Annotated in this window: 25 protein-coding genes; 5 read left to right on the top strand and 20 right to left on the bottom strand. The window is 57.8% G+C overall.

All coding sequences use genetic code 11. The annotated features are described in order from the left end of the window. Positions 1 to 19: 19 nt before the first annotated feature. Entirely contained in the window at positions 20 to 1735 is a 1716-nt protein-coding gene (gene acsA / locus ETC02_RS02870; RefSeq protein ID WP_171698028.1) for an acetate--CoA ligase, read from the bottom strand. A gap of 174 nt (positions 1736 to 1909) precedes the next feature. Between acsA and ETC02_RS02865 the strand changes: the two genes are divergently transcribed. Genes ETC02_RS02865 through ETC02_RS02855 form a run of 3 tightly spaced genes read left to right on the top strand, consistent with a single transcriptional unit; the run spans position 1910 to position 4379 of the window. Next, positions 1910 to 2542: a GNAT family N-acetyltransferase gene (locus ETC02_RS02865; protein ID WP_094239095.1), complete on the top strand. Its 633-nt coding sequence runs from the start codon at positions 1910 to 1912 to the stop codon at positions 2540 to 2542. A 29-nt stretch (positions 2543 to 2571) separates the two neighbouring features. Beyond that, positions 2572 to 3216 (top strand): acetoin utilization AcuB family protein, encoded by a 645-nt coding sequence (locus ETC02_RS02860; RefSeq protein ID WP_050367702.1) that lies wholly within the window; start codon positions 2572 to 2574, stop codon positions 3214 to 3216. After that, complete coding sequence (locus ETC02_RS02855; protein WP_050367703.1) at positions 3213 to 4379, top strand: acetoin utilization protein AcuC; 1167 nt, start codon at positions 3213 to 3215, stop codon at positions 4377 to 4379. Before ETC02_RS02860 ends, ETC02_RS02855 begins: the two co-directional genes overlap by 4 nt. A 197-nt stretch (positions 4380 to 4576) precedes the next feature. On the opposite strand, the gene ccpA is transcribed toward ETC02_RS02855, so the two are convergent. The 11 genes from ccpA to ETC02_RS02800 form a co-directional block, all read right to left on the bottom strand. Further along, the gene (gene ccpA / locus ETC02_RS02850) at positions 4577 to 5569 is read right to left on the bottom strand and encodes a catabolite control protein A (RefSeq protein WP_047818881.1); all 993 of its coding nucleotides are present in this window, start codon (positions 5567 to 5569) and stop codon (positions 4577 to 4579) included. Between the two features lie 382 nt (positions 5570 to 5951). Further along, positions 5952 to 7034: a bifunctional 3-deoxy-7-phosphoheptulonate synthase/chorismate mutase gene (locus tag ETC02_RS02845; protein ID WP_050368709.1), complete on the bottom strand. Its 1083-nt coding sequence runs from the start codon at positions 7032 to 7034 to the stop codon at positions 5952 to 5954. Positions 7035 to 7262: 228 nt separating this feature from the next. Further along, on the bottom strand, positions 7263 to 7595 hold the full coding sequence (gene ytxJ, locus ETC02_RS02840) for a bacillithiol system redox-active protein YtxJ (protein WP_044743344.1): 333 nt from the start codon (positions 7593 to 7595) through the stop codon (positions 7263 to 7265). Between the two features lie 7 nt (positions 7596 to 7602). Further along, on the bottom strand, positions 7603 to 7998 hold the full coding sequence (locus ETC02_RS02835; RefSeq protein WP_050367704.1) for a hypothetical protein: 396 nt from the start codon (positions 7996 to 7998) through the stop codon (positions 7603 to 7605). After that, positions 7985 to 8434 (bottom strand): DUF948 domain-containing protein, encoded by a 450-nt coding sequence (locus ETC02_RS02830; protein ID WP_049625012.1) that lies wholly within the window; start codon positions 8432 to 8434, stop codon positions 7985 to 7987. The genes ETC02_RS02835 and ETC02_RS02830 overlap by 14 nt, the downstream gene beginning before the upstream one ends. Before the next feature lie 147 nt (positions 8435 to 8581). Beyond that, a complete protein-coding gene (gene murC, locus ETC02_RS02825) occupies positions 8582 to 9886 on the bottom strand; it encodes a UDP-N-acetylmuramate--L-alanine ligase (RefSeq protein WP_050367705.1) in 1305 nt (434 codons plus the stop codon). A 127-nt stretch (positions 9887 to 10013) separates the two neighbouring features. Then, positions 10014 to 12296 carry a DNA translocase FtsK gene (locus tag ETC02_RS02820; RefSeq protein WP_050368710.1) on the bottom strand — a complete coding sequence of 761 codons (2283 nt, stop codon included), beginning with the start codon at positions 12294 to 12296 and terminating at the stop codon, positions 10014 to 10016. 56 nt (positions 12297 to 12352) lie between these two features. Continuing rightward, positions 12353 to 12958, bottom strand: coding sequence for a YtpR family tRNA-binding protein (gene ytpR / locus ETC02_RS02815; RefSeq protein ID WP_033014508.1), 606 nt, complete (start codon positions 12956 to 12958; stop codon positions 12353 to 12355). Positions 12959 to 12979: 21 nt separating this feature from the next. Next, positions 12980 to 13777 (bottom strand): DUF1444 domain-containing protein, encoded by a 798-nt coding sequence (locus tag ETC02_RS02810; RefSeq protein ID WP_033014510.1) that lies wholly within the window; start codon positions 13775 to 13777, stop codon positions 12980 to 12982. A gap of 46 nt (positions 13778 to 13823) precedes the next feature. Beyond that, a complete protein-coding gene (locus tag ETC02_RS02805) occupies positions 13824 to 14354 on the bottom strand; it encodes a DUF84 family protein (protein ID WP_033009790.1) in 531 nt (176 codons plus the stop codon). Positions 14355 to 14438: 84 nt separating this feature from the next. Then, positions 14439 to 15515: a M42 family metallopeptidase gene (locus tag ETC02_RS02800; RefSeq protein WP_044744770.1), complete on the bottom strand. Its 1077-nt coding sequence runs from the start codon at positions 15513 to 15515 to the stop codon at positions 14439 to 14441. 105 nt (positions 15516 to 15620) lie between these two features. Here ETC02_RS02800 and ETC02_RS02795 point away from each other — a divergent pair, with 105 nt between their 5' ends. Beyond that, the gene (locus tag ETC02_RS02795; RefSeq protein ID WP_050367706.1) at positions 15621 to 15917 is read left to right on the top strand and encodes a PepSY domain-containing protein; all 297 of its coding nucleotides are present in this window, start codon (positions 15621 to 15623) and stop codon (positions 15915 to 15917) included. Here ETC02_RS02795 and ETC02_RS02790 read toward each other — a convergent pair. Next, positions 15912 to 16763 (bottom strand): YtnP family quorum-quenching lactonase, encoded by an 852-nt coding sequence (locus ETC02_RS02790; protein ID WP_033014517.1) that lies wholly within the window; start codon positions 16761 to 16763, stop codon positions 15912 to 15914. The two genes, ETC02_RS02795 and ETC02_RS02790, sit on opposite strands and share 6 nt — an antisense overlap. Before the next feature lie 481 nt (positions 16764 to 17244). Next, a complete protein-coding gene (gene trmB / locus ETC02_RS02785) occupies positions 17245 to 17892 on the bottom strand; it encodes a tRNA (guanosine(46)-N7)-methyltransferase TrmB (RefSeq protein ID WP_033009793.1) in 648 nt (215 codons plus the stop codon). 139 nt (positions 17893 to 18031) lie between these two features. Here trmB and ETC02_RS02780 point away from each other — a divergent pair, with 139 nt between their 5' ends. After that, the gene (locus tag ETC02_RS02780) at positions 18032 to 18301 is read left to right on the top strand and encodes a YtzH-like family protein (protein WP_050367707.1); all 270 of its coding nucleotides are present in this window, start codon (positions 18032 to 18034) and stop codon (positions 18299 to 18301) included. Positions 18302 to 18352: 51 nt separating this feature from the next. On the opposite strand, the gene ETC02_RS02775 is transcribed toward ETC02_RS02780, so the two are convergent. The 6 genes from ETC02_RS02775 to pepV form a co-directional block, all read right to left on the bottom strand. Further along, positions 18353 to 19138: a phosphotransferase family protein gene (locus ETC02_RS02775; RefSeq protein ID WP_050367708.1), complete on the bottom strand. Its 786-nt coding sequence runs from the start codon at positions 19136 to 19138 to the stop codon at positions 18353 to 18355. A gap of 198 nt (positions 19139 to 19336) precedes the next feature. Next, complete coding sequence (pulA, locus tag ETC02_RS02770; RefSeq protein WP_050367709.1) at positions 19337 to 21517, bottom strand: type I pullulanase; 2181 nt, start codon at positions 21515 to 21517, stop codon at positions 19337 to 19339. 105 nt (positions 21518 to 21622) lie between these two features. Then, complete coding sequence (locus tag ETC02_RS02765) at positions 21623 to 22558, bottom strand: hypothetical protein (protein WP_047818889.1); 936 nt, start codon at positions 22556 to 22558, stop codon at positions 21623 to 21625. Positions 22559 to 22562: 4 nt separating this feature from the next. Beyond that, positions 22563 to 23141 carry an RNA 2',3'-cyclic phosphodiesterase gene (gene thpR / locus ETC02_RS02760; protein WP_049626118.1) on the bottom strand — a complete coding sequence of 193 codons (579 nt, stop codon included), beginning with the start codon at positions 23139 to 23141 and terminating at the stop codon, positions 22563 to 22565. After that, on the bottom strand, positions 23138 to 24322 hold the full coding sequence (gene malA, locus ETC02_RS02755) for a maltose permease (RefSeq protein WP_047818891.1): 1185 nt from the start codon (positions 24320 to 24322) through the stop codon (positions 23138 to 23140). Before malA ends, thpR begins: the two co-directional genes overlap by 4 nt. 68 nt (positions 24323 to 24390) lie before the next feature. After that, positions 24391 to 25806, bottom strand: coding sequence for a dipeptidase PepV (pepV, locus tag ETC02_RS02750; RefSeq protein ID WP_171698027.1), 1416 nt, complete (start codon positions 25804 to 25806; stop codon positions 24391 to 24393). Between the last annotated feature and the right edge of the window lie 9 nt (positions 25807 to 25815).

Below are 25815 nucleotides of genomic sequence, written 5' to 3'. Positions count from 1 at the left end.
CGGGCGCCTATGTTCGTGTTCAGTCTTCCATCGTCGACAAGTCGCCGGTCGGCAAGTTGAGCTCCCACGCTTTTAAGACGCGGCGCATGATTTTCCCGCTCCGCGTTTTCGGCAGTTTGTCGCGGAACTCGATCTCACGCGGCGCGGCGTGGGCGGCGAGCCCTTTTTTCACGAACTGGCGAATGTCTTCTTTCAGCTCTTCAGACGGCTCATAGCCTTCGCGAAGCGCGATGAACGCTTTGATGATTTCCCCGCGCACCGGGTCCGGCTTGCCGATGACGCCGGCTTCGGCCACGGCCGGATGCTCGACGAGCTTGCTTTCGACTTCAAACGGCCCAACGCGCTCGCCGGATGTGTTGATGACATCGTCAACACGGCCTTGGAACCAGAAGTAGCCGTCTTCGTCCATGTACGCCGAGTCGCCCGAGACGTACCAGTCGCCGATAAAGTACGATTCATATTTTTGCGGGTTGTTCCAAATCGTTTTCATCATCGACGGCCAGCCTTTTTTGATGGCCAAGTTGCCCATTCGGTACGGCGGCAGGACGTTTCCTTGGTCGTCGATGATCGCCGCCTCAACACCCGGAATCGGTTTCCCCATCGATCCAGGCTTGATTTCCATGCACGGGTAGTTGCAGATGAGATGCCCGCCTGTTTCCGTCATCCACCACGTATCATGGATGCGGCGACCGAACACTTTCATCCCCCAGCGGATGACTTCCGGGTTGAGCGGCTCGCCGACGCTCAAAATGTGGCGGAGCGAGCTTAAATCATATTTTTTCACGACTTCATCGCCGGCGCCCATCAGCATGCGGAACGCCGTCGGCGCGCTGTACCAGACGGTGACGCCGAAGTCTTGGATCGTTTCATACCAGGCGTCCGGGCTGAAGCGGCCGCCAACGATGACGCTTGACGCCCCGCACAGCCACGGGCCGAAGATGCCGTACGACGTTCCGGTCACCCACCCCGGATCGGCCGTGCACCAGTAAATGTCGTCTTCTTTTAAGTCGAGCACCCACTTCGCGGTTTGATAATGCTGAATCATCGCGTTATGGACGTGCAGGACGCCTTTCGGCTTTCCGGTCGAACCGGATGTGTAATGCAAAATCAAGCCGTCCTGGCGGTCGACCCATTCGATGTCGAAGTGCTTGCTTGCCTCGTTCATCCGCTTTTTCAAATCGATGTACGGCCCTTCTTCGACAACGCCGTCGCCAACCAAAAAGACGTACTTCAACTCCGGCAAGTCGCCCACCGGCACGCGCGGCAAAAGCTCCGGCGTCGTCACGATCGCCTTCGCCCCGCTGTCTTCGAGGCGGTCGCGCACCGCGCCTTCCATGAACGCCTCAAACAGCGGTCCGACGATGGCGCCGGTTTTGATGATCCCGAGCACAGCGAAATACAGCTCCGGCGAGCGCGGCATAAAGACGAACACGCGGTCTCCTTTTCCAATCTCGGCCACATTTTTCAAAACATTCGCCACTTTGTTCGACATTTCTTTCATTTCTTTAAACGTATATTTCTCATTCCGCACCGCATCCCGGTAGTAAAGCGCCACTTTATTTTTGCGGAACGACTCAGCATGGCGGTCGATCGCCTCGTACGCCATGTTGACCCGTCCCGTCTCATACCAAGAAAACACTTTCTCTGTTTCCGACCATTGAAATTGCTTGTACGTTTCCTCGTAGTTTTTCAAGTTGTAGTCCCCTTGTACGACAGGCAGCAGTTCCGTTTTCATTCTCCGATCCCCCTTATGTAAGTGATTACATTTCTATTATAGTCAATTGAAAACCATTTCTCAATTTTTAAAATATTCCTCGTCCCCGCTTTTTTGAAATTTTTTTGAACCGCGCCAGCCGGCGCCATTTTTATTTATAATGGAAGCAGAACGACCAATTCAGGTGGTGGACGAATGGAACATAAAAAAACGTATAACGCCAAAGAGCTGAAAACCCCGAAAGGAACGCTCCTCATCGAAGGGCCGGTGGCGCCGGAAGCGTTGGCCAGCTACGAATTCCACCATGACCTCACTTCCTTCCGCCCGCCTGCCAAACAGCACAAAGCGTTGATCGAAATCGCCAAGCTGCCGGAAGGGCGGATCATCATCGCCCGCCGCGGCGAGGTGATTGTCGGATATGTGACGTTTTTGTATCCCGATCCGCTTGAGCGTTGGTCGGAAGGGAACATGGAAAATTTGCTCGAGCTTGGCGCCATTGAAGTCATTCCGGAGTTCCGCGGGTTTGGCGTCGGAAAAAATTTGTTGATCGTCTCGATGATGGACGACGCCATGGAAGACTACATCATCATTACAACTGAATATTACTGGCATTGGGATTTAAAAGGCACGGGGCTGAACGTATGGGAGTACCGAAAAGTGATGGAGAAAATGATGAACGCCGGCGGGCTCGTCTGGTATGCGACCGACGACCCGGAAATTTGCTCCCATCCGGCGAACTGCCTGATGGTCCGCATCGGCAAACGGGTCGACGCCGAATCGATTCAACGGTTTGACCGGCTTCGGTTTATGAACCGTTACATGTACTAAATGCCACGCACAAAGGGGAGAGGAGAACGATGCTTGTCGAACAAGTGATGAAAGCACCGGTTATCACGCTTCGCGCCACCAATACGATCGCCGAAGCGCTGCAACTGCTCAGACATCACCGCATCCGCCATCTGCCGGTCGTCGACGGGGAAGGACGTCTTCTGGGGCTTGTGACGAGCCAAGATTTGCGCGACGCGAGCCCGTCCATTTTCCATCTTCATGAACATCTTGAAGACTTGCAAAAACCGGTCAGCACGATTATGAAAACCGACCTCATCGTCGGCCATCCGCTCGATTTCGTCGAGGAGGTGGCGGCGCTCTTTCACGAACACCGAATCGGCTGCCTGCCGATCGTCAATCACGGGAAACTTGTCGGCATCATCACGCAAACGGATTTGCTCCGCACGTTCATTGAATTGACCGGCGTTCACCAGCCGGGGTCGCAAATCGAGATCAAAGTGCCGAACGAGGCCGGCATGTTAAGCAAAGCGGCGGCCATCATCAGCGAGCGCCATGTGAACATCGCCAGCGTCTTGGTGTATCCAGCTCCGGATCCGAATGAGAAAATTTTAGTTTTCCGCGTGCAGACGATGAATCCGCTTCCATTGATCCGCGATTTGCAAAACGCCGGCTATCACGTGCTATGGCCGAACTTGCCGGGGGTTACGTCATGAGCCGAAACTGCGCATTCGTCTATAGCGAGCAATTTCTTCAGTACAAATTTCATGACGACCATCCGTTCAACCAGCTGCGGGTCAAAATGACATACGACTTGCTTTGCACGCTCGGCGCGCTCGAAGACCGCCAGATCGTCGCCCCGCGCATGGCGACCGATGACGAGCTGGCGCTCATTCATGACCGCTCCTACATCGAGGCGGTGAAAGCGGCCGGGCGCGGCGAACTGTCGGAAGCGGCGGCGCAAAACTACGGCCTTGGCACCGAGGATACGCCGATTTTCCCCAACATGCACGAATCGAGCGCTCTTTTGGTCGGCAGCACCCTCACCGCCGTCGACGCGGTTCTTTCCGGAGCGGCCGAGCATGCGCTCAACCTTGGAGGCGGTCTGCACCACGGCTTCCGCGGCAAAGCGTCCGGCTTTTGCGTCTACAACGACAGTGCGGTCGCCATTCAATACATCCGGGAGAAATACGGACTGCGCGTGTTGTACGTCGACACGGACGCCCACCATGGCGACGGGGTGCAATGGGCGTTTTACGACGATCCGAACGTTTGCACGTTTTCCATTCATGAAACGGGGCGCTATTTGTTCCCAGGGACCGGAAATGTCAACGAACGCGGCTTAGGCGCAGGCTACGGCTATTCGTTCAACATTCCCGTTGATGCGTTCACGGAAGACGAATCATGGATCGCCGCCTATACGACCGCGCTTCGGGAAATCGCCGACTTTTTCCGCCCGGATGTCATCGTGACGCAAAACGGCGTCGACGCCCACTATTACGATCCGCTCACCCATTTGTCGGTGACGATGAAAACGTACCGCGCCATTCCGAAGCTCGCGCACGAAATCGCACATGAATATTGCGGCGGACGCTGGATCGCCGTCGGCGGCGGCGGCTATGACATCTGGCGCGTCGTGCCACGGGCATGGGCGCTCCTTTGGCTCGAGATGACGGGACAAGCCGATGTGTCCGGCCCGCTGCCAGATGAGTGGCGCGAACGTTGGCAACCGCTTTCACCCGTCGCGCTTCCGCTTGAGTGGGACGACCCGGATGACTTGTATCCCCCGATTCCGCGCAAAGCAGAGATCAGCGAAAAAAATGCCCAGACGGTGGAAAAAGCGTTGTATTTCATCCGCAGCCAGCGGCCGGCACGGTGACCGGCCGGCCGAACCGCCCTCCAAATTCAGAAACAATAGGCGAAGGGGGCTGCTTTTTATGGGCGCCATCGAGCCGGTTCGCGCCTGTTGGCGGCGCATGGGAAACGCAAACGAGAGCGCCTCGGCGGGCGCGTTCGGAGGAAACGCGAAAAAGGCTGATCCGAAAACGCTCCGCGTTTTCGGATCAGCCTCGCTCCTTATTTCGTCGATTCCCGCACTTCAAGCCGGTGCGGCAAGACGACGATATGGTTGTCAACTTTCTCCTTGTTCATGTACTTCGTCAGCAACCGCATCGCTACCGCTCCGATGTCGTACATCGGCTGCACGACGGTCGTCAGCCGCGGCCGCACCATCGTCGCAAGCCTTGTGTTGTCAAAGCCGACGACTTCCACCTCTTCCGGCACGCGCACGTGATGGTCTTGGGCGCTGTGGATGATGCCGAGCGCCATTTCGTCCGTGCCGGCAAACACCGCCGTCGGTCGTTCGGCAAGCTCCGCGATTTTCTCATACGCTTCCAAGCCGGAGTCGTATGAATTGTCGCCCTCAACGACCAGCTCTTCGTCATATGGCACCCCGCGCTCTTCCAACGCGCGCCGATAGCCAGCCAACTTCCGCTGGTTGATCGGATCGTCGGTCGGACCGGTCACATACGCCACACGGCGGTTTCCTTTTTCCAGCAAATACGTCACCGCTTCAAACGCCGCCTGCTCATAATCGATGTTGACCGATGGAATCTCCTCCGGCCCGACCGTCGCCGCCAGCACGATCGGCACCGATGATTTTTGAAATTCGGCGACGTGCTCTTCGGTGATGGTCCCGCCCATAAACAACAGGCCGTCCACTTGCTTGGCGAGCAACGTGTTGAGCAAATGCAGCTCTTTTTCTTTGTTTTGGTCGGAGTTGCTTAAAATAATGTTGTATTTGTACATCGTTGCAATGTCTTCGATGCCGCGCGCCAGTTCGGCGAAGAAAATGCTCGAAATATCCGGGATGATCACCCCGACCGTCGTCGTTTTTTTGCTCGCCAACCCCCGCGCCACTGCATTCGGGCGGTAGCCGAGCCGCTCGATCGCTTCCAACACTTTTTTTCGTGTCGACGGCTTGACGTTCGGGTTGCCGTTCACGACACGCGAAACAGTCGCCATCGAGACGTTCGCCTCCCGCGCCACATCATAAATCGTTACGGTCATTCCTTTCACTCCTTTTCACTCGACCGGTCAAATTCCGAATGTATGTACAACTATCATACGATACATTATCGCCAACTCGCAACGAAATCGCAACCATTTTGCCGGTTTGTTCACAAACCGTTCACCGGTAGTTTGCCCGAAACCACGCCATTGCATGAAAAGGAAGCCCGCCGTTTCCCCGTGTTTTTGTGCTGGGCGCCAACGGCCATCAGCGCAAACAGGAATCCGCCAGACAGCGCGATTCGGTTGCCCTATCATGCCGCCAACCCAACCGGCCTCCATTTCCCGCCTCGACCACAGCCTGCTTCGCACTGCCCCAAAAACAAAAGACGCCCCAACACAATGGGACGTCTTCTTTCGCCGACACACCGCCCTTTGCCCTTTACGCTTGGACGAACTGGCGCTGGAAGGCGCGCACTTCTTCCATAAACTCGTTGAATTGGGCGATGTCCATTTGCTGGGCGGAATCGGACAAGGCGACGGCCGGGTCCGGATGCACTTCGGCCATGACGCCGTCGGCGCCGATCGCCAAGGCCGCTTTGGCGCACGGGATGAGCAGATCGCGCCGCCCCGTTGAGTGGGTGACATCGACGAACACCGGCAAGTGCGTTTCTTTCTTCAAAATCGGCACAGCCGAAATGTCGAGCGTGTTGCGCGTCGCCCGCTCGTACGTACGGATGCCGCGCTCGCACAAAATGATCTGCCCGTTTCCTTTCGACATGATGTACTCAGCGGCGTTGATGAATTCTTCGATCGTCGCCGCCAAGCCGCGCTTCAGCAAAATCGGCTTATTCACTTGGCCGGCTGCCTTAAGCAGCTCAAAGTTTTGCATGTTGCGGGCGCCGATTTGGATGACGTCAATATAGTCCAAGGCGATTTCAATGTCCGCCGGCGTGACGATTTCACTGATGACCGCCAAATCAAACTCATCGGCGATCCGTTTCAAAATTTTCAGTCCTTCCACGCCGAGCCCTTGGAAATCGTACGGCGACGTGCGCGGTTTGTACGCACCGCCGCGCAGCATCTTGATGCCTTGTTTTTTCACCGCTTCGGCGACCGCAGCCACTTGCTCGTAGCTTTCCACCGCACACGGGCCCATGACAAAATATTGCTTGCCGTCGCCGATCCGCTCGCCTTTCACCTCGACGATCGTGTTTTCTGGATGCTTTTTCCGCGAGACAAGCAGCGCTTTCCGATGGTCATCTTCTTGCAATTCGAGCGCCGCTTTGAAAATTTCCTTGAAAATGTGCTGCAGCGTCGACGTTTCGAACGGACCGTCGTTATGCTCGGAAATGAGGTCGAGCATTTTCCGCTCGCGCACCGGGTCGTAGCGGTGCGTTCCTTGCGCTTCTTTGATCTTGCCGATTTCTTGAACGAGCCGCCCCCGTTCGTTGATCAGCTTCAACAATTGCAGGTTAATCTCATCGACCCTTGCCCGCAGCTCCTCCAACCGTTCGTTGCTCATGCTTCTCTCATCCTTTCGCCCATTTTCATGCATCGTTTCCGCCCCATAGCGGCCGCCGGCCGGCTGCGTTCGGGGCGCTTCCCCGTTTTGAAGATCGAAGTTTTGTAATTAGTCTTTATTATAATCGATGACTTAGCGGTTGTCACGAAAAAAATGCTTTTTTGATTAAACGCTTTTAAGTGGTAAAGTTTAAAAGGAGAACAAACCGCCTGTCGCGCGGACAGGCGGCTAGGCGGTGGCTATGTTCGTTCTCAGCGCATCGTACGTAATAGCCCAATGGGACGCGTGCCAGACGACTTTGCCGTTTTCAAACAAAAGCGCCTGCGGCGATTCGTGCTTAACGCCGGTCGTCTCGGCGATGTAGTTCGAGAGCGGCCGCGCTTCTTGAACGTACAGGCAATATACCGCGAGCTCCGGGTGATCGGCGGCGAACTTTTCACATTCGCCGAACGCCGCTCGGCTGATCGGGCATGTTAGGCTATGTTTGACGAACAAAAAGCGGTTCGTTTCCTTCTTGACGCGTTCAAACTGTTCGACGGTTTCCAGTTTCTCCATTCCCACGTTCTGCTCACTCCATTCCGCTTCGGTGTCCCATCGTTTGCTTGGTGTCATCGAGCGCCGCTTCCGCTTCCTCAAACAGCTTTTGCAGCGTCTCGCGGTCGGCCGGCTCAGCGGATGGCGGAATCGGGATCGTCGCTTTTTCAGCACCGGTCTTTGCCTCTTCGGCTTCGGACGGGGCCTCAGCTGTTTTCAGCGGGATGAACTCGGCGATTTCCTTCGTTTTCTCTTTCGCTGTTTCCAACCATTCCGCCGCCGTCGTTTTCACCGGCTCCCACGTTTCGCTGCTGCTCCATTCCGCGAGCCATTGCCGTCCTTTCTCACTTGTTAAAAACATGGCCGCCGCCGCGCCGGCGATGCCGCCGACAAGCGCCCCAAGCAAAAATCCGCCGTTATTTTTCGCCATTTTGCATTCCCTCCTGTTCACGCAATCGTTCCCTTTCCCTCCATTTTTCCCTTAGATCGAGCAAAACATTTGCCCATCGCAACGTTTTGCGCCATTTTTTCCGCCCGCCGCCCGCTCGAGCCGACAGCGCCGCGACTGTCTGCTGAAGGGCGCGGTTGAACGAGCGGACGGCGTCGCCGACTTCACTGACGGCTTCGACGGCGCTGTTCAGCTTTTCCACCTTCTTTTGCACATCGCCGGCGATGTCGTTCGCCGTATGCAAAAGCTCGGTGACTTCGCGGGCCACCGCTTGCACTTGCTCCTCCGTATGGCCCACCGCCGCCGTCAGCCGGCGCAGCGTTTCCTGCAGGACGACGAGCGTCCTCGCGATGTACACGACAAGCAGCAAAAACGCCGCCGCCGCCACCGCAGCGCTCGCGTACAAAAGCCACTCCACTTCGTTTCCCTCCTTGCCGTCCGGACCGCCTCATCCCGTTTGTACCCGTTTGCCTCCGCCTTTAAACGTTCGCCGCCGTCTCATTCGATTCCTGCCGCCCAACGAAAAACGGGCTGTTTTGGTCACAGCCCGCTTCCCGGCCGGCCGCTACGCGGACAGAACGGCCTGTTCGTACGCCTGTTGAAATTTTTGAATATCGCCGGCTCCCATAAACACCAACACTGCATCCGGATGCTGCTTCAACACTGCAACGTTGTCTTCTTCAAGCAGCTGCGAGCGCGGAATTTGCGCCTGCAAATCGCGGATGGACAGCTTGCCCTCGCGTTCGCGCGCCGAGCCGAAAATATCGCATAAATAGACGTGGTCGGCCTGCTTTAAACTTTCGGCAAACTCGCGCAAAAACGTCTGCGTTCGCGTATACGTGTGCGGCTGGAAAATGGCGACGACCTCGCGTCCCGGATATTTTTGCCTTGCCGCCTCCAATGTGGCGGTAATTTCGCGCGGATGATGCGCATAATCGTCAATCAACACCTGGCGCCCGACCGTTTTTTCGCTGAAGCGGCGTTTCACCCCTTGGAACGTCTGCAGCCGGGCGGCGATCGTGTCGGCGTCAATGCCTTCATAGTGGCAAAGGGCGATGACCGCGAGCGCATTCAGCACGTTATGGGTGCCAAAGCGCGGGATGGAAAAAGAGGCAAAAAACGTGTTGCGCACGAACACGTCAAACGCCGTCCCTTCGGGCGTCTTGACAATATTGCGCGCCTGAAAATCGTTTTCGTCGCTAAGCCCGTAAAACAAAATCGGCACTTTCGCCTGGAGATTCGGCAAATACGGATCATCCCCGCAGGCGACAATCGCCTTGTTCACTTGTTCCGCCATTTGTTGGAAGGCGGAAAAGACGTCGTCAATATTGGCAAAATAGTCGGGGTGGTCGAAGTCAATGTTCGTCATGATTGCATAATCGGGAAAATAGGACAAAAAATGCCGGCGGTACTCGCACGCCTCAAACACAAAGTATTTGCTCCCCGGCTCCCCTCTTCCCGTTCCGTCCCCAATTAAATATGACGTAGGGTGCGCCCCTTGCATCACGTGAGCGAGCAAGCCCGTCGTCGTCGTCTTTCCATGTGAGCCGGTCACCGCGATGCTTGTGAATTTCCCCGCCAGCTCGCCCAAAAAGCGGTGGTATCGAATGACAGGGACGCCGAGTTGACGGGCCGCTTCGATTTCCTCATGCGTATCGGAAAAGGCGTTGCCGGCAATGACCGTATAACCTGGGCGGATATTGTCTTTGGAAAAAGGCAAAACCGGGATGCCCCGTTCCTCGAGCGCCTTTTGCGTAAAAAACCACTTTTCTACATCCGACCCTTGCACTGTATAACCGAGATCATGAAGCACTTGTGCAAGCGCGCTCATTCCCGTGCCTTTGATGCCAACAAAATGGTAAACTGTCATCGCTAAGCCCTCCAGCCATCTTCTCTCTGTAGAACAGTATATGATATTCGTCTAGTTTTGCCATTTGCTTCATGCCGCCGCGCCGGCGGTTTCATTTCCCCATTATAGCACGGCCGGCGGCAAAACACTACCGCCCGGAAGCAACGCCGTTGGCAGAGCGCCCGCCGTGCTCCCCGCGCCGGCGCGCCCACTCTTCCTCGCTCATCAGCACATCGCGCGGTTTGCTGCCGCGCGCTTCCGAGATGAGCCCATGATGCTCCATCATCTCGATGAGCCGGGCGGCGCGGTTGTAGCCGATGCGGAAATGACGCTGCAAACTTGACGTTGACGCCCCTCCCTGGGCGATGACAAACCGGCATGCTTCGTCAAACAGCTCGTCGTCTTCCTCGCCGAACGTCGCCGCTTGCCGGAACTCGTCCGGACTGAACATGTACGAAGGGGCTTGCTGCGCTTTCACGTGGGCGGTGACCCGCTCAATTTCTTCATCGGAAATGAAGCAGCCTTGCAACCGCACCGGCTTGGCTGACCCGTTTTCCAAAAAAAGCATATCGCCGCGCCCAAGCAGCCGCTCGGCGCCGTTCACATCCAAAATCGTGCGCGAGTCGACTTGGGAAGAAACAGAAAAGGCGATGCGCGTCGGAATGTTCGCCTTGATCAAGCCGGTGATGACGTCAACCGACGGCCGTTGCGTGGCGATCAACAAGTGAATGCCGCACGCCCGCGCCTTTTGCGCCAAGCGGCAAATCGATTCCTCGACATCGGCCGGGGCGGCCATCATCAAATCAGCCAGTTCGTCGATGACGATGACGATGTACGGCAACGGCGCCTCACTTCCCCCGCTTGCACGCAGACGGTCATTGTATTTTTCAAGATCGCGCACGCCGGCATGGACAAACAGCTCGTACCGCCGCTCCATTTCGCCGACCGCCCACTTGAGCGCCCCGGCGGCCGCTTTTGCTTCGGTGATGACCGGGCTGAGCAAATGCGGCAAGCCGTTGTACGGGGCAAGCTCCACCATTTTTGGATCAATCAGCAGCCACTTCACCTCATGCGGGGCGGCTTTGTACAACATGCTGACAAGCATAGCGTTCATGCAGACGCTTTTGCCTGACCCGGTCGCCCCGGCAATGAGACCATGGGGCATGTTGCGGATATCGGTCACGACCGGCGCGCCGCTGATGTCAAGCCCAAGGGCGACAGTGAGCGGAGAGCGGCGCTCGCGGAAGGCGCGGTCGTCTAAAATCTCCCGCAGCCGCACCGGACGGCTCGATGGGTTCGGCACTTCAATGCCGATCGTCCGCTTTCCGGGAATCGGTGCTTCAATCCGAATGTCTTTCGCTGCCAAACTCAGTTTAATGTCGTCCGTCAAGCTCGTAATTTTGCTTACTTTCACGCCCAAATCGGGCTGCACTTCAAACTGCGTCACCGTCGGCCCTTGCGTTGCCCCAACGACCTTCGCTCCGATATGGAAGCTCGCAAACGTCCGGTCGAGGCGGGCGCATTGTTCGCGAATCCACTGTTCGTCAGCAGACGCCGCCTCCCCGGGCGGCTCAAGCAACGCAGACGGCGGCAGCGAATAGCCGTCCCGGCGCGAGCGTTCCTCGAGCTTGCGCCGGTCTTCCTTTAGCATCATCACATTGTACGGGATGCGCGCCCGTCCGAGACGGGGAGAAGACAGCCGCGCTTCTTCTTCCCGTCCGGCGCCTTTCTCCGCCCCAAGGCCGCGTTGCCCCTCATCCGGTCGCGGCGCTCCTTCTTCTAGCACCTTGGTGATCTTCTCCGCCGCCGTTTCATTCTCAATCGCCTCTTCAAGCCGCGGACCGGCGCCAAAGACGGACCGCTCCTCTTCCTCTTGCCCGGCGGCGCCCCTTTCCTGCTGATCGTGCTGCCGCTCATCCGATCGCGGCGCCCCTTCTTCCGCGGCCTTGGCCATAGTCTCTGCTGCCGTTTCGCTCCCGGCCGCAACGGCGGCTTGTTCATCCGGTGGGGCGGTCGCTTTGCTGCTCTCTTCCTGTTCGGGCGGCGCCAAAGAGGCGGAGCGGCTTTGCTCCGGCTTAAAGTCGGAAACCGGCGTTCGTTTTGCCCCCCGCTGTTCGCCGCCCTGTCTTTGATACCCAAATACCGGCGACGGCACATCGGACGGGCGGAACGGGCGTTTTTCCGCCGTTTCCCGCGCCAGGCTGTCTGACGGGCGGCCAGAGGCCGTCCGCGTTCTTCCCCCGTCTACCAACCGCTGCGGCTGTTTCTGTTCCTCCCGCGGCTGATCGTCGGGAATGAGCGGAAACCGAAAGCGGCCTTGCGGGTATTGGTACACCACTTTCGCCTCTGCACGCTCCGGTTGAGGAATGGGCGGCTGTTCCTGCTCTTCTTCCTCCGCGAACATGCGAAGCCATCGTTTCCAAAATTTCATCGGCCGTTTCACTCTTTCTATCTCATTCATTGTCGGCAAAAACGCCGCCGGGACGGTCAAAACACGAACGGCTGGCCGACTTCGTACTCGTCGGAGAGCACAAGAATCCCTTTTTCTTGCGGGGCGTTCGGCAGCCCAAGTTCGCGCGCCGAACAAATCATGCCGGATGACCGGACGCCGCGCAGCTCGCTTTCCTGAATGACAAGGCCGCTCGGCATGACGGCGCCGATTTTGGCGACGACGACTTTCTGCCCGGCGGCGACGTTCGGCGCCCCACAGACGATTTGCAGCACTTCACCGCCGACATCGACTTGGCAGACGCTCAGTTTGTCGGCGTTCGGATGCTTCGTTTTTTCTTTCACATATCCGACGACAAACTTCGGCGACAAATCAGCCTCGATCGGTTCGTCAAAACCGTTTTTCGCCAAAATGTCATTGATGACGCCAACGAGTTCTTCATCGACATCGAGCGGGCCGTTGCCGGAAAACGGATGGTATGAAGAAGCGGAAAAAATGTTGTAACCGACCGTCTCTCCGCTCCGCTCCGAAAAAATGCGAACGACGTCGCCTCGTTTCACAAACGCCCGCTCTTCGGCAGGAATCGGCTTCAGCGACACAAGCAATACATCGCCGATTCCTTCGCGATTGTAAAATACATTCATCGGTTGATTCCTCCTTGCACCTTACGTTCTCCGTTTTTTTCCTAAAATAAAAATAGGTTCTAACTCTCCGTTTTCGTACAAAAAGGATAAGGCGGTAATCGGCACGCGGCCGCCGGCAAAAAAACTCATCGTCATTTGCGCTAGAACGTCGTAGCCGACCTCGTTGCGCAAATCGGCGATAATGAGCACATCTTGATGCGGGACGGCCAACGCCATCGTCCCTTCGATGCGCGCTTCCATTTCCGCCAAAAATGCCTCGTTCAACAACCGGCTCGCATCATAGCCGTCGTTCGTGTTGACAAAATAAAACACGTTGTCCGCCACGCGGTCTTCTTTCACCGGCGTCGGCAACGACCGGACGTTGAAACGGGCGATTTCCTTCACCCGCTCGGCGCTCCACCGCTCCGCTTTCAGCATTTGTTCATCGATCAAGCGGTACGTTTTGCCTAAATCAAGCGCATAATAAATGCGCGTTTCTGCCGTATGGCCATCGTGCACAAGCGGCACGCCTTCTTTCGTCTCCGTCGGAAACGATGTCGAGCGAATGACCGGGTAAATGTTCCGCTCGTTGCCGGAAAGCGCCGCCGCTTCTTCCATCGTTTTCAGCGTTTGTTCCACGTAATAGACGATTTCGCGCACCGCTTCGTCTTTTTGATCGTGCCACTTGGCGATCACGCCGGGAAGCGAAATCGTCACGCCTTTTTTCGTGCGTTCATCCTCGATGCGCATCGCATCCTGCTTGGCGTCAAAGCGAAACGTCCAGTGCGGATGGCCGCCTAGACGCTTCTTAATCGTCTCGTACATTTGCCGGCTGTCCATTCGTTTGCCTCCTTAGCATAATAGCGTCGTCAGCCGCTCCCTTTTATCATACCGTGAACGGTCCGTTTTGGCAAAAAAACTCATAGTGGCCGGCCAGCAGCTCGACGATGTGGGAAAACATCGCCGCACGCTTGATGCGCCCGTTCGTCAGCACGCCGACCGCCCCTTCATTTGCGCGAATGTTCCGCCGCCCCGTATATTCCTCCATCACCTCGCCGAGTTCTCTTCCTGCTTCAAGTCCGGCGCCGATCTCCGGCGGCAGGGCAAGGCGCGCACCCGCCGCGGTGAGAACAAGGCCGCTTCGGTCGGCCAACGCCCCCCAATTGCACAGCCACCATTGCCCGTCGATCCGCATCACGCCGCCTTCCAACCCGATGCCGATCTCCGCTCCTGCCGCGTCCAGCGCCCGTTTGGCGCGGTTCATCGCCCCAAGCCGCGTTTCTTCATCGGACAGCGGCTGGACGGAGACGCCGGAGGGCACGTCCAGCGGCACAAGGCGCCACGACGGCGCGGCGAACACCGCGCGGACGGCGGCAACTTTCGCTTCGTTTTTCGTTCCGACCGCAACAGTTTTCATCATTGGCCCTCCTTCGCATGGAAAAGGAGAAGCTGCCGCTTCTCCCCCTCCCTTTGTTCCGCTCTGCCGTTCGTTTCTCTTTGCCTAGCTGTTTTGGCGGATCGCCTCAACCGTCGCCCGGTCGCACCGTTTCACGAGCTCGACGATGAGTGCTTTCGCCGCCGCATAATCGTCGACATGAATGATCGCCGCATGCGTATGAATGTAGCGGGCGCAAATGCCGATCACCGCCGATGGCACGCCGCGGTTGGCGACATGGACTCGCCCGGCGTCTGTCCCCCCGCCCGGGGAAATGAAAAATTGGTACGGCACATCAAGCGACTCGGCCGTATCGAGCACAAATTCGCGCATGCCGCGGTGCGTGATCATCGTCCGGTCGTACAGACGGACGAGCGCTCCTTTCCCGATATGGCCAAACGCCTGCTTGTCGCCGGTCATATCGTTCGCCGGGCTCGCCTCAAGGGCGAAGAAGATGTCCGGATTGATCATCGTGGCCGCCGTCTGCGCCCCGCGCAGCCCGACTTCTTCCTGCACAGTCGCGCCGGCGTACAGGACGTTCGGCAGCGCAGCGCCTTGGAGCTCTTTCAGCAGTTCAATCGCCAACCCGCAGCCAAACCGGTTGTCCCACGCCTTCGCCATCACCGTCTTCCCGTTCGCCAACGGCGTAAACGGGCTGACCGGCACGATCGGCTGGCCGGGGCGAATGCCGATGCGCTCCGCGTCGTCGCGGCTTTCCGCACCGATGTCAATGAGCATGTTTTTCAGGTCCATCGGCTTATTGCGCTGCTCTTCATCAAGCAGGTGCGGCGGAATCGAGCCGATGACGCCGATGACCGGCCCGTTGTCCGTAATAATTTGCACGCGCTGGGCGAGCAGCACTTGGTTCCACCAGCCGCCGAGCGTTTGAAAGCGGATCATGCCGTTGTCGGTGATCGCCGTCACCATAAACCCGACCTCATCCATATGACCGGCGACCATCACCGTCGGGCCGGTTTCGTCGCCGCGCTTGACGCCGAAAACGCTGCCGAGCCGGTCTTGCACCACTTCGTCGGCATACTTCGCCAGCTCTTGGCGCATAAACTGGCGCACCGGATGTTCATAGCCCGGCGCCCCCGGCAGCTCGGTCAACGTCTGAAACAATTGGAGCGTTTCTTCATTCATCGCCTATCTTCCTTTCTGTTTTCAGTTCCTTTTCCCGTTCTGCTTACCTATTTCGCCAAAATCGGCTATACTAAACCGTATCAAGGCAAAAGGAGGACCGAACGCATGGCTTGGAAAAAATGGATCGTTGGCGCCGCAGTGGGCGCCGCCGCCATCTGCGCCGTCCGCGCCGCCGCAAAGCCGACGCTTCTCGCGCCGGAACAAGCGCTCGCGATGGCGAAACGCGCGCTCGGCGGACCGCTCCCCATTCGCGGTTCATGGATTCAAGTTACGCCGGAGCAGTATGAGAAAAACGGGTTGACGTACACTGTTTACCGCGGCGGCGTTTGCCGCGATGACGGGGACGCGGAATTTTTCGTCAACGCCTACACCGGCGCGGTCATCGAGGCCAAACTGTTATAGCGGCGGCCGGTTCCGCTTCACCGCTGCGGCGATCGCGCCGTCCGCCTGCCATTTCACCGCCCGGTAATAAGCGTCGTGGTAAAACGTAAACCAGGCGTTTCGCTCCATGCCGTACGGGAGCCATCGCTGTTTGGCAAAAATGGAATCCATCGGGTAGTCGTCGTACGCCATCACCCAAAGCACGTTTTGATGGGCGTGCGTCCCGAGCAAATCGCCAAGATGAATCGCCATCTCCCCGTCTGATTCGATCACCACGATCGCATGGCCGGCGCTGTGGCCGCCGGTATGTATAAGGCGGATTCCCGGAACGACTTCGGTCTCTTTCGCAAACGGAACGACTTGTTCGGCGATCGGTTCCCAGTTTTCTTTCCAATACGTATTTCTCGAACGAATGTTCGGGTTTCGCATCTCATCCCACTCAACATCCGACACGATGACCGCCGCCCGCGGAAACGCCGACACGAGCCGCCCGTCTTCCCACACTGTCAAGCCGCACGCATGGTCAAAATGAAGATGCGTCATGATGACAATGTCAATGTCGCAGCGCGCAAGCCCAAGCGCGGCAAGCGACTCATCGAGCGACGATTCTTCGGTGACGCCGAAATTGCGCTTTTGTTTGTCGGTCAGCTTGCCGTTGCCGATGCCGGACTCAATGAGCAGCCGCTTGCCGCCCGCTTCAACCAAAATCGGGTCGGTGCGCAGCTCAATCTGGTTGTTGTCGTTTGGCGGATACTTTTTCGACCAAAGCGGCTTCGGAACGACGCCAAACATCGCCCCGCCGTCCAGGTGAGTGACGCCTCCGTTCAGCCACGTCAAGGTGATTTGCCCGATTTTCAGCTGTTCCATGTCCATCTCCCCCCTTCCTTAGTGTACCATTTTCTTCATAATCGAGAAAGAAAAAAACCGCCCCGCCGTTCCGTTCTAAACCGATGGGGAAAACGGCGGTGTTCCGTGGGCGAACCGGTGCGGTTCAACATTTTTCTGTTTGAGCCGACGATCATATCGATGACCAAAAACGGGATGAAAATCGGTGTGGTGCAACATGTTTCCGTTTGAGCGGGGCTGACCCAAAAGGCTGTCTGTCTTCAGGATAGACACAAAATATAGCACGGAAGAAGCGATCGGTGTATATATAAAAACGAAAGGGGTGTCCCGATCCTTTTGGGACACCGCCTTTTTTTGTAAGGCCGGAAACGCTCATCCGCTTTGATGTTCGCAGACTGGGCCGGCATCGTGCCCTCTTGGTCGCGGCAGCGCAGCGTCCGCCCCTGTCGGCTTTTCGTAAAACAAAAAAGAGCCCCGCCTGTTGGGGCTCTTCCGTTTGCGGCTACGCCCGCCGCGGGCGCACCGCCTCGCAGCGGTAAATGCGGTTGCCTTTAGCGGAAAACTTCTCCTCGTATTCGGTCATCACATTGCCTTCGACATCGCTCCGATGCAAATCGAGCTGAACCGCCGCGAGCACAAAGCCGTATTGCGACAAGCTGACGAGCGAGTATTCAAAAAACGACTGGTTGTCCGTTTTCAAATGAATGTCGCCGTCTTCCGTTAAAATGCGTTCATAAAGCGCCAAAAAATCCCGATATGTAAGCCGCCGCTTCTCGTGCCGCTTTTTTGGCCACGGATCGGAAAAATTCAAATAAATGCGGGAGACTTCCCCGTCGGCAAAAAATGTGCCGAGGTCTTTCGCATTGGCATTGAGCAGCCGCACGTTCGGCAGCTCGCTCTCAATCAGCTTGTCAAGCGCTGATACGAGCACGCTCGGATACAGCTCGATGCCAATGAAATTGAGATCGGGATGAAGCTTCGCCATTTCGGTGATAAATTTCCCTTTCCCCGTGCCGATTTCAATATGGATCGGCCGCTCGTTGCCGAACAGTTCGCGCCATCGCCCACGCCTCGCTTCCGGGTCGGGAATGACGTAATGCGGATAAGCGGCGATTTTGTCTTTCGCCCACGGTTTGTTGCGCAAACGCATACGGACACCTCTGCCTCGTTGAATTTGTCAGTTTGACGATATCATAGTCGCGCCCAAAGAAGCAAACACCCGGGCATAAACGCTGCTGCGCCCGGGCATATTAACAACATACAGCTTTGCTTGAAGGATGGTGATCGACATGGCGCTCGACCATAACGACCAATTGACCGTGCTCCGCGATATTTTATCCGAACATCAGCTTGATTGCTGCGGAACCGTCTCCGAATGTGAACAAATTGAGCGGCTTGTAAAGTCGCTGCTTGCCAATAGCGAAGTGAACGCCCATGTCAAGCAAATTCTTCCGAACATTTACGCCTACGGCCAAGGCGGAAAATACAGCGCCGATTTAAGCGCCCACATTTCCGCTCATCAAAGCCAGCTCGCCGACTGGGTGAACGAGCTCTCCTGAACAGGGGGCGGCGCCAAACCGCCGCGCTTTGCGCTGCCGCTTCGGTGCACGTCAAAGCGGGTCGGACAACACACGGTGCAAAAACTGGAGCGACCGCTCCTTTTCTTTTTTCCAGTCTTTTCCCTTCGGCCAAAACAGCGAGTAAAGCGTATGGGCGATCGTATACCACTTCAGGCGGAGGCCAAGCTCCTCCGTCCACGCCACCCCATACTCGCGCAGCCACGCTTCCCATTCGGCGCGTGGAATGTATAGATGAAGCAGTGTGCCGATGTCAATGGCCGGATCCGCAATGACCGCCCCATCCCAATCGATCAAGTACAACGTGCCGTCATCGGCAAGCAGCCAATTGTTATGATTGATGTCACAGTGGCAAACGACATATTGATCAGCCGGCAGGAGCGGGACGCGCAGCTCAAGCCAGCCGAGCGCTTCGGAAACGGCCGCCAAACCGAGCGGATGGCGCCTCTGCTGCTCAGCGAGCGCAGCGAACATCGCCTTCGGGTGCAGCGGCGTTTTGCCAAGCCGCTGAAGCATCGTCACGAGTTCTTTCGAGCCGTGAATTTTCTTCAGCAGCGCCGCCACCTGCCCGCTCTTCATTTCATGCGGCTTCAGTTCCCGCCCGTTCAGCCATTGCTGAGCCGTAAACACATCGCCGTTTTCCAGCCGTTTCGTCCATACAAGCTTCGGGACGATGCCCTCGGCAGACAGCACGGCAAGAAACGGGGAAGAATTCCGTTTCAAAAACAGCTTCTTCCCCTCATATTCCGCAAAATACGCATCCCCTGTTGCACCGCCAGCCGGAGTGATCGCCCACTCCTTACCTAGTAACTGTTCCAAAGCATGTTCACCTGCGACTTAAAGTACAAATAAAAAGGACGGCCATCCCGCAGCCTGCTTCCGTCCATGTTACTTGTATTATACTGAAATACAACCCCGGCATGCAAACATTTTTCTTGCCAAACAAACCTCCTAAAGATTCCATTCTTCATCCGCCAAGGCGAAAAAACGGCGGGGCCGCTGTCATGCCGTCCGGCTTCATTTTCCGTTTTCCACATCCGCGGCCGCGCCCGTTTTGACGAGCACCCATGTGCCGATGCCGTCCGCGTCCAAAAAGCGGCGCACTTGCCGAAGAGGGACGGTCCCGCTTCGCTCTCCGTCACATACAACGTGCCATTCCCCGTCATCCGGAAGGGCGATGACTACCCCAGTTTCCTCGTTATGGTGAATGACGACAATGTCCGTCCACAGTCCGTAAAGGGCGACATCGCGCAGCCAATAGGCGATGACCGATGGCGGGATTGGTTCGAGAAACGTCAAATGGCGCTGCACATCGACTTCGGTCGCTAGGCGGAACGCGCCGTGCGCCCGGCGGATGGCGATCAATCCTTGGATGTAGCGGACATCGTCTTCATAGCGGCTTTTCCGCTCCCAGTCGAGCCGGTTGACCGCATCGGGCGACCGGTAGCTGTTTTCGTCGCCGCCTTTCGTCCGATAAAACTCTTGGCCGCTGTGCAAAAACGGGATGCCTTGCGCCAACAGAACGATTGCAGTCGCCAATTTTTGCCGTTTACGACGAAGCCATTCCGGTTCATGGCCGTTGGCGGCCTCCATTTTGTCCCAAAATGTATGGTTGTCATGGCATTCGACATAGTTGATCGATTGAAGCGGATGGCAAAACAGACCGCCGAACGCCTGCAGGCTGCCGGCGATCGCCGTTTTGACCTGCTCGCGGCCGGCGGAGTCGCCAAGAGCGAACCCGCGGTCCGGCAAATAGAAGGTGCTGCCTTTGACCGCATCGCGGAACCGGTCATTGAAATAGGCAAGGCGCGGCAGCCGCTTGGCGTTCGCCATCGTCGCTTTTTGCTCCGGAGCGAGTGGCGTCGGCAAGTCCCAGCCTTCCCCATAGACGAGAATGGACGGGTCGATCGCATCGAGCGCGTCGCGCACCGACTTCATCGTTTCGATATCATGCACGCCCATCAAATCAAAACGAAACCCGTTTATGCCGTACTCTTTCGCCCAAAACACCACTGAATCGACAATCCAGCGGCGCGCCATCCGCCGCTCGGAGGCGATATCGTTGCCGACACCGGTGCCGTTGGCCGGCCGGCCGTAGGCGTCATAGCGGAAGTAATAGCCGGGAACAAGATTCTCAAGCGGCGACTGCTCCCGGTCGTACACATGGTTGTACACCGCGTCCATCACGACGCGCAAGCCGTTCTCCTGCAGCGCGCGGATCGCCTGCTTCAGCTCGACAATGCGCGCGTATGGATCATGCGGATCGGTGGCATAGCTTCCTTCCGGCGCATATAGATGAAGTGGATTGTATCCCCAGTTGTAGGCCGCTTGTGGATCGCGCTCATCGACCCCGGCGAAATCGGCAAACGGCATGAGCTGGACATGGGTGACGCCCAGCTCCTTCAAATAGGAAAGCCCAGTGACGGTCCCGTTCGGCCCGCGCGTATGTTCCTCCGTCAACCCGAGGTATTTTCCTTTCCAGACGGCGCCGCTGTCGGGATGGCTCGTAAAATCGCGGATGCTCAGCTCGTAAATGACGGCATCGGTCGGCGACGGGCATGGCGGAAGCGGCGGAGCAGGCTTGGCCAGCTTCGTTTTTTCCCAATCTACGATCACGCCATGCTCTCCGTTGACCGAGACAGCGGTCGCATACGGGTCAACCGCCTCGCGCCAGACGCGGTTAATGCAGGCGACATACATATAGCGCGCCCGCTCCCAGTCCCCGGAGACGGCCACCGACCAGACGCCGCGCTCCCCGCGCACAAGCGGCACATAGCGGACATCGCCATGGTCTGGATGGACGAGCTTGACGCTCACGGCAGTGGCCGTCGGCGCCCAAACGCGGAAGATCGTCTGCTCTTTCGCATACTCCACGCCAAGCTTTCCGTCGTAAAAAAACTGGTCATCAAACGCTGCCGTCCGCACCACCGCCCCGATTTGCACATCGGACTCCTCCCCGGAGCGGGCGCGAATCCAATGCGTCTCTCCAATTTGAAACGGCACCGAAAACCGGCACACATATTTGACCGCATCGCCCAAGTCCTCCTTTTGTTGCACCACAAGCGGGATGTCTTCTCCGCTGGGCGCCGTCATCACAAACGGCTCCATGTTGTCGAGGCAGCGCGCTTTCGGCACGATCACTGTTATTTGATCGATCTCGTCCAAATAGGCGGCAAACGTTCGGCTGATGTGAAGCATCGCGGTTCACCCCCTTTTTTTGCCTCCCGTTAGTACTATCATACGCAAAAGAAAAAGGGCGGTGCCAAAAAAACGGCCGGTCGCCCCATCGATGCACACATGATTCTATTGTTGCCACTCATCAACGCCGCTATTCCCGTCATAACGGCGGCTCGAAAAGCTGATGCAATGCCTGAGCAGTGCTTCAGCCGCCTTCAGCTGCCCGTGCCGAAGCGGCAGGGCCGAGCCGCGCAGGCGGGAAAACCATGATTCATAGTTTCGCTTATCGATATAGCGGACAAATGGAAAGAGATGGCCACTGTCAATGTAGCCATAGCGGTTGACAACCGCCAGATGGATCGGCCACTCCACACCGTGCCGGCGGAAAATGTCCGAAACGATTCCTTCCGTCCGCCGCAGCGAGATAACCGGGTTGACCCGCTTCACTGTGTCCGCTCCGGCGCGTTCCACCCAAAACCGGCCGGTGGAGGCGATGACGACGTTGTCCGGCTCCCCTTCGACAAACGCGAGGCACCAAGCGGCCGCCGGCGTCAACAAAATCGTCTCAAGCTCGACGGCCGCCTTGCCGGCTGCCGCGACTGGCCGGTAAAAACATAAATAGGTGTCCGGAAACCGCTGCAAAAAATATTTCAACCTTTCATCGCCGTACCATGCTTCATCCACAAAAGAGATGTGCGTCATCGTTGAACTCGCCCATCTCAGCTGGAGCTCAAACAAATCGTCAAGAAACTGCCGCTTCAGCTCATCGAGGGTGGCCGCCCGGCTCAAAGACGGGGCGGGCGGCCGTTCTTCGTCCATCTCCGGCTCCGGGCCGCGGCGCCAGCGGCCGATGAGCCGCTCCCACCATGACGGCTTGTCAAGCAAAAAGTCCCACGTTTCTCCCGGTTCCCGCCGCGCGCCATCGGCGTCCCGCTCCGCCTCCCAACGCGCTTTCGCCTGCTCCCATTGCCATTGTTTCAGCCGGATAAACTCCGGCACATAATGATACACATCCGTTTCATAGCGGGAAATATAATCCCGCAGCTTCAAAAGCTGCCCCATGCCTTCACCCGCTCCGGCCGTCCGGCGCGCCAAGCAACGGGAACGCGGCGATCGTCTCGTATTTCGGCGTTTTCTCCATATTCGTCCGGTACAGCACGATTTCCGGCACCGAAAACACCGTCGAAGCGGCTGGAAGCGAACGGAGCGCCTCCGGCTGAAACGGCGCCTCGCCCTGCCATTTGCGGGCGATCGTAATATGCGGGGCAAACGGCCGCCGGTCGAGGGAAAAGCCGAGCGCAAGGCACGCTTCATACACATCGCGTCGCAGCTCGTTCAACGCAGCCTCCTCTTTCACCCCTTGCCAAAAAATGCGCGGCGCCGTCCGCTCCCCGAACGTCCCCAGTCCGGCAAGCGCGAGGGAAAACGGGGCGCTTTTGGCGGCGACGGCGGCCATCGCTTCGCACAGCGGCGCCATTTTCCCCGGCGGCACATCGCCTAAAAACGCGAGGGTGATATGATAATCCTCTTCATGCACCCATGTGCGAAACGGCAGCGATGACGACGCATCCCCCGAAAATCGGGCAATGGCTTGTTTCGCTTCAGACGTCAGCGGAACAGCGATAAAATAATGGCTTCGTTTCACTTCTCTTCACCTGCCGTTCGTTCTCGTTTTGCGAGCAAAAGGAGCACGAGCACACCCACGATCGTGCAGATGCTAAAAAACAAGTAGACAGCGCCGATCTGCCAACGCTCAAGCAAATATCCGCCCACCAACGTGCAAAACCACGCGCCAAGGCCGTTGCCGACCGCTGAGTATAGCGCGACGGCCGTCGCCTGCACCCGCTCCGGCGCCAGGCGGCGCGCATATTGCAGCGCCGTCGGGATCGCCAGACCGACCGAACAGCCTTGCACGACCGTCGTCATATACACAAACCAAAGCGGCGGGTCGGCCGCATACGCCAGCCAGCGAGCCGCCGAGATGAGCGCCGCCAATAGAAGAAGCCGCACCATGCCGAAACGGCCGATGAGCCGATCCGCCGCTTTCATAAACGGCGCCTCGCTGCCGGCGGCAAACAAAAAAGCAAGGCCAATGCCGGTCAACGTCCCGCCCAGCTCATGAATGAGCAACCCGAAATACGAATTGTTGGCCAAAATCGGGCCAAACAATAAAAACGTCGCCACAAGCAGCAGCCGAAACGGGCGGGACGCCAGCAGCCCGCGCACGTCCTGCCGCGTCAGCGCCCCCGGCGCCCCCATCGGATAGCGCGGCAGGCGGGTGGCCAAAGCCGCCGCGGTGAGCAGCGCCAACGAAAAGGCGTAAAAAATGACCGCAAAGGCGATATGATCAGACAGCCAGCCGACGGCCAGCACCGCCATCGCAAACCCAAGCGACCCCCACAGCCGGATCGCCCCGTAGTTTCCTCCCTGTTCGTGCACATGGCGAAGGGCGAGGCTGTCGGAAAGCGGAACGATGGCGCTTTGCATCGCTGACAGCAGCACGGTGAGCACAACAAACAGCCGATAGCTGCCGGCGAGCGCATACATGACCCCAAACAGCGCCGCCAGCACGAGCGCTGCCAGCAAAAGGCCGACCGGTTTGCGCGTGTAATCGGCCGCCGTGCCCCAAAGCGGCTGGGCCGCCATCGTCACGATCGGAGGAAGAGACATGATCCAGCCGATCGCCGCCCCCGAAAGGCGCGCCTCTTCCTGCAAATAGACGGACAAAAGCGGAAACAACGCGCCAAAAGCAAAAAAGATGAGAAAGTAAAAGAGCGGAAACACCGTTTTTCGCGCTGCCGCCCCCCGTTTGAACGCCGCTTCCATCCCGTCCCCCCTTTCGTTAAAACAACGCCCGCCCCGCTCTCTTTTTCGCCGGAGCGGCGGACCGCCGTTTATTTCGCCAGCTCGTAGATCGCCTGCGCGTAAATGGCGGTCGCTTTCACCAAATCGTCGATTTCGATATACTCATCTTTCTGGTGGGCGACATCCGGACGGCCCGGAAACAACGCGCCAAACGCCACCCCGGCGGTCAAGGCGCGGGCGTATGTGCCGCCGCCGATGGCCAAAAGCCGGGCCGGCTCGCCCGTCTGCTCTTCGTAGACGCGCTGAAGCGTGCGGACAAGCTCGTGGCTCGGATCGATATAATGAGGTTTCGTATCGCTGAAACGGCTGAGCGCGAATCCATGTTCAGCCGCAGCGCCGGCGAGCGTCCGGCGGATCGCGTCGCCGTCGGCCGTCACCGGATAGCGGATGTTCAGCCCAATCGTTCCGCCATGCCGCCGGTCATACGACAGCACCCCGACGTTGACGGTCAAGTCGCCGCTTTGTTCGTCCCGATACGCAAGGCCGAGCCGCCGGCCGCGGGCATCGCCGAAAAAGGCGGAGGTCACAAACTGAACGAACGGCCGGCTTCGGCCATCGAGCGGAAGCGACGCCAAAAACTGCGCCAAATAGACGCCGGCGTTTTTGCCGCGCTCCGGCTCGGCGCCATGAGCGGACACCCCTTCCAATTGAAAGACGACGGCCCCTTCGCTTTGCCTCATGCTCCCCTTTACGCCGCGCTCTCGGCAAAACTGTTCATAGAGGCCAAGCAGCTCCTCCGTCCGTCCCGCTCCTTCCATCACCGCTTCGGCCGCATCCGGCACCATATTGTAGCGGCGCCCGGCTTGGAATGAGGCAAGCGCGAGCCCTTCCGCCTCCGCCGATTCAGGCGGTCGGTACGACAAATCGGCGTCAATGATTCCTTTTTCGGCATGAATGATCGGAAAATCAGCATCCGGCGCAAACCCGACATCCGGCATTTCTTCCCGCTGAAAATAATGAGCGACGCAACGCCAATCGCTTTCCTCGTCGCCGCCGAGGATAAGCCGCACCCGCTTGCGGAGCGGCAAGCCGAGTTCTTTGACGATTTTCAAGGCGTAAAACGCCGCGATGGTCGGCCCTTTGTCATCGATCGCCCCGCGCCCGTAAAGGCGGCCATCCTTGACCTCAGCAGCAAACGGATCAACGGACCAACCGTCCCCTGCCGGCACGACGTCCAGATGGCCGAGCACGCCGACGAGCTTCTCCCCTTCTCCCATTTCGATATGACCGGCATAGCCGTCGACGTTTTTAATGCGAAATCCTTCTTCTTGACCGCGAGTTAACATGTAATCGAGCGCCTCCGCCACCTTCGGGCCAAACGGCGCCCCCGGTTTCGCCCCGCCGTCATCGCGGACGCTCGGAATGCGGACAAGCGCTTGCACGTCGCGGACAAGATCGTCTTTTCGTTTCTTCGCTTCGTTCATCCAGTCGATGTTCAACGCCATTCTTCCTTT

Origin of the sequence: Geobacillus sp. DSP4a (assembly GCF_013096875.1) — a bacterium.
GTDB classification, from domain to species: domain Bacteria; phylum Bacillota; class Bacilli; order Bacillales; family Anoxybacillaceae; genus Geobacillus; species Geobacillus thermophilus.
Note: the sequence above shows the minus strand (reverse complement) of the source record. Positions and strands in the feature narration are given on the sequence as shown.

Bases quoted from the DNA above. Each gene is read 5' to 3' on its own strand.
- ytpR (WP_033014508.1), bottom strand. From the start codon at position 12,958: ATGAATGTATTTTACAATCGCGAAGGAATCGGCGATGTATTGCTTGTG.
- ccpA (WP_047818881.1), bottom strand. From the start codon at position 5,569: ATGACCGTAACGATTTATGATGTGGCGCGGGAGGCGAACGTCTCGATG.
- malA (WP_047818891.1), bottom strand. From the start codon at position 24,322: ATGGAAGCGGCGTTCAAACGGGGGGCGGCAGCGCGAAAAACGGTGTTT.
- ETC02_RS02860 (WP_050367702.1), top strand. From the start codon at position 2,572: ATGCTTGTCGAACAAGTGATGAAAGCACCGGTTATCACGCTTCGCGCC.
- ETC02_RS02835 (WP_050367704.1), bottom strand. From the start codon at position 7,998: ATGGCGAAAAATAACGGCGGATTTTTGCTTGGGGCGCTTGTCGGCGGC.
- ETC02_RS02855 (WP_050367703.1), top strand. From the start codon at position 3,213: ATGAGCCGAAACTGCGCATTCGTCTATAGCGAGCAATTTCTTCAGTAC.
- ETC02_RS02800 (WP_044744770.1), bottom strand. From the start codon at position 15,515: ATGAATGAAGAAACGCTCCAATTGTTTCAGACGTTGACCGAGCTGCCG.
- murC (WP_050367705.1), bottom strand. From the start codon at position 9,886: ATGACAGTTTACCATTTTGTTGGCATCAAAGGCACGGGAATGAGCGCG.
- ETC02_RS02865 (WP_094239095.1), top strand. From the start codon at position 1,910: ATGGAACATAAAAAAACGTATAACGCCAAAGAGCTGAAAACCCCGAAA.
- trmB (WP_033009793.1), bottom strand. From the start codon at position 17,892: ATGCGTTTGCGCAACAAACCGTGGGCGAAAGACAAAATCGCCGCTTAT.
- ETC02_RS02810 (WP_033014510.1), bottom strand. From the start codon at position 13,777: ATGGACAGCCGGCAAATGTACGAGACGATTAAGAAGCGTCTAGGCGGC.
- ETC02_RS02790 (WP_033014517.1), bottom strand. From the start codon at position 16,763: ATGGAACAGCTGAAAATCGGGCAAATCACCTTGACGTGGCTGAACGGA.
- ETC02_RS02795 (WP_050367706.1), top strand. From the start codon at position 15,621: ATGGCTTGGAAAAAATGGATCGTTGGCGCCGCAGTGGGCGCCGCCGCC.
- pulA (WP_050367709.1), bottom strand. From the start codon at position 21,517: ATGCTTCACATCAGCCGAACGTTTGCCGCCTATTTGGACGAGATCGAT.
- ETC02_RS02780 (WP_050367707.1), top strand. From the start codon at position 18,032: ATGGCGCTCGACCATAACGACCAATTGACCGTGCTCCGCGATATTTTA.
- ETC02_RS02845 (WP_050368709.1), bottom strand. From the start codon at position 7,034: ATGAGCAACGAACGGTTGGAGGAGCTGCGGGCAAGGGTCGATGAGATT.
- ETC02_RS02765 (WP_047818889.1), bottom strand. From the start codon at position 22,558: ATGGGGCAGCTTTTGAAGCTGCGGGATTATATTTCCCGCTATGAAACG.
- ETC02_RS02805 (WP_033009790.1), bottom strand. From the start codon at position 14,354: ATGAAAACTGTTGCGGTCGGAACGAAAAACGAAGCGAAAGTTGCCGCC.
- acsA (WP_171698028.1), bottom strand. From the start codon at position 1,735: ATGAAAACGGAACTGCTGCCTGTCGTACAAGGGGACTACAACTTGAAA.
- pepV (WP_171698027.1), bottom strand. From the start codon at position 25,806: ATGGCGTTGAACATCGACTGGATGAACGAAGCGAAGAAACGAAAAGAC.
- ETC02_RS02820 (WP_050368710.1), bottom strand. From the start codon at position 12,296: ATGAAATTTTGGAAACGATGGCTTCGCATGTTCGCGGAGGAAGAAGAG.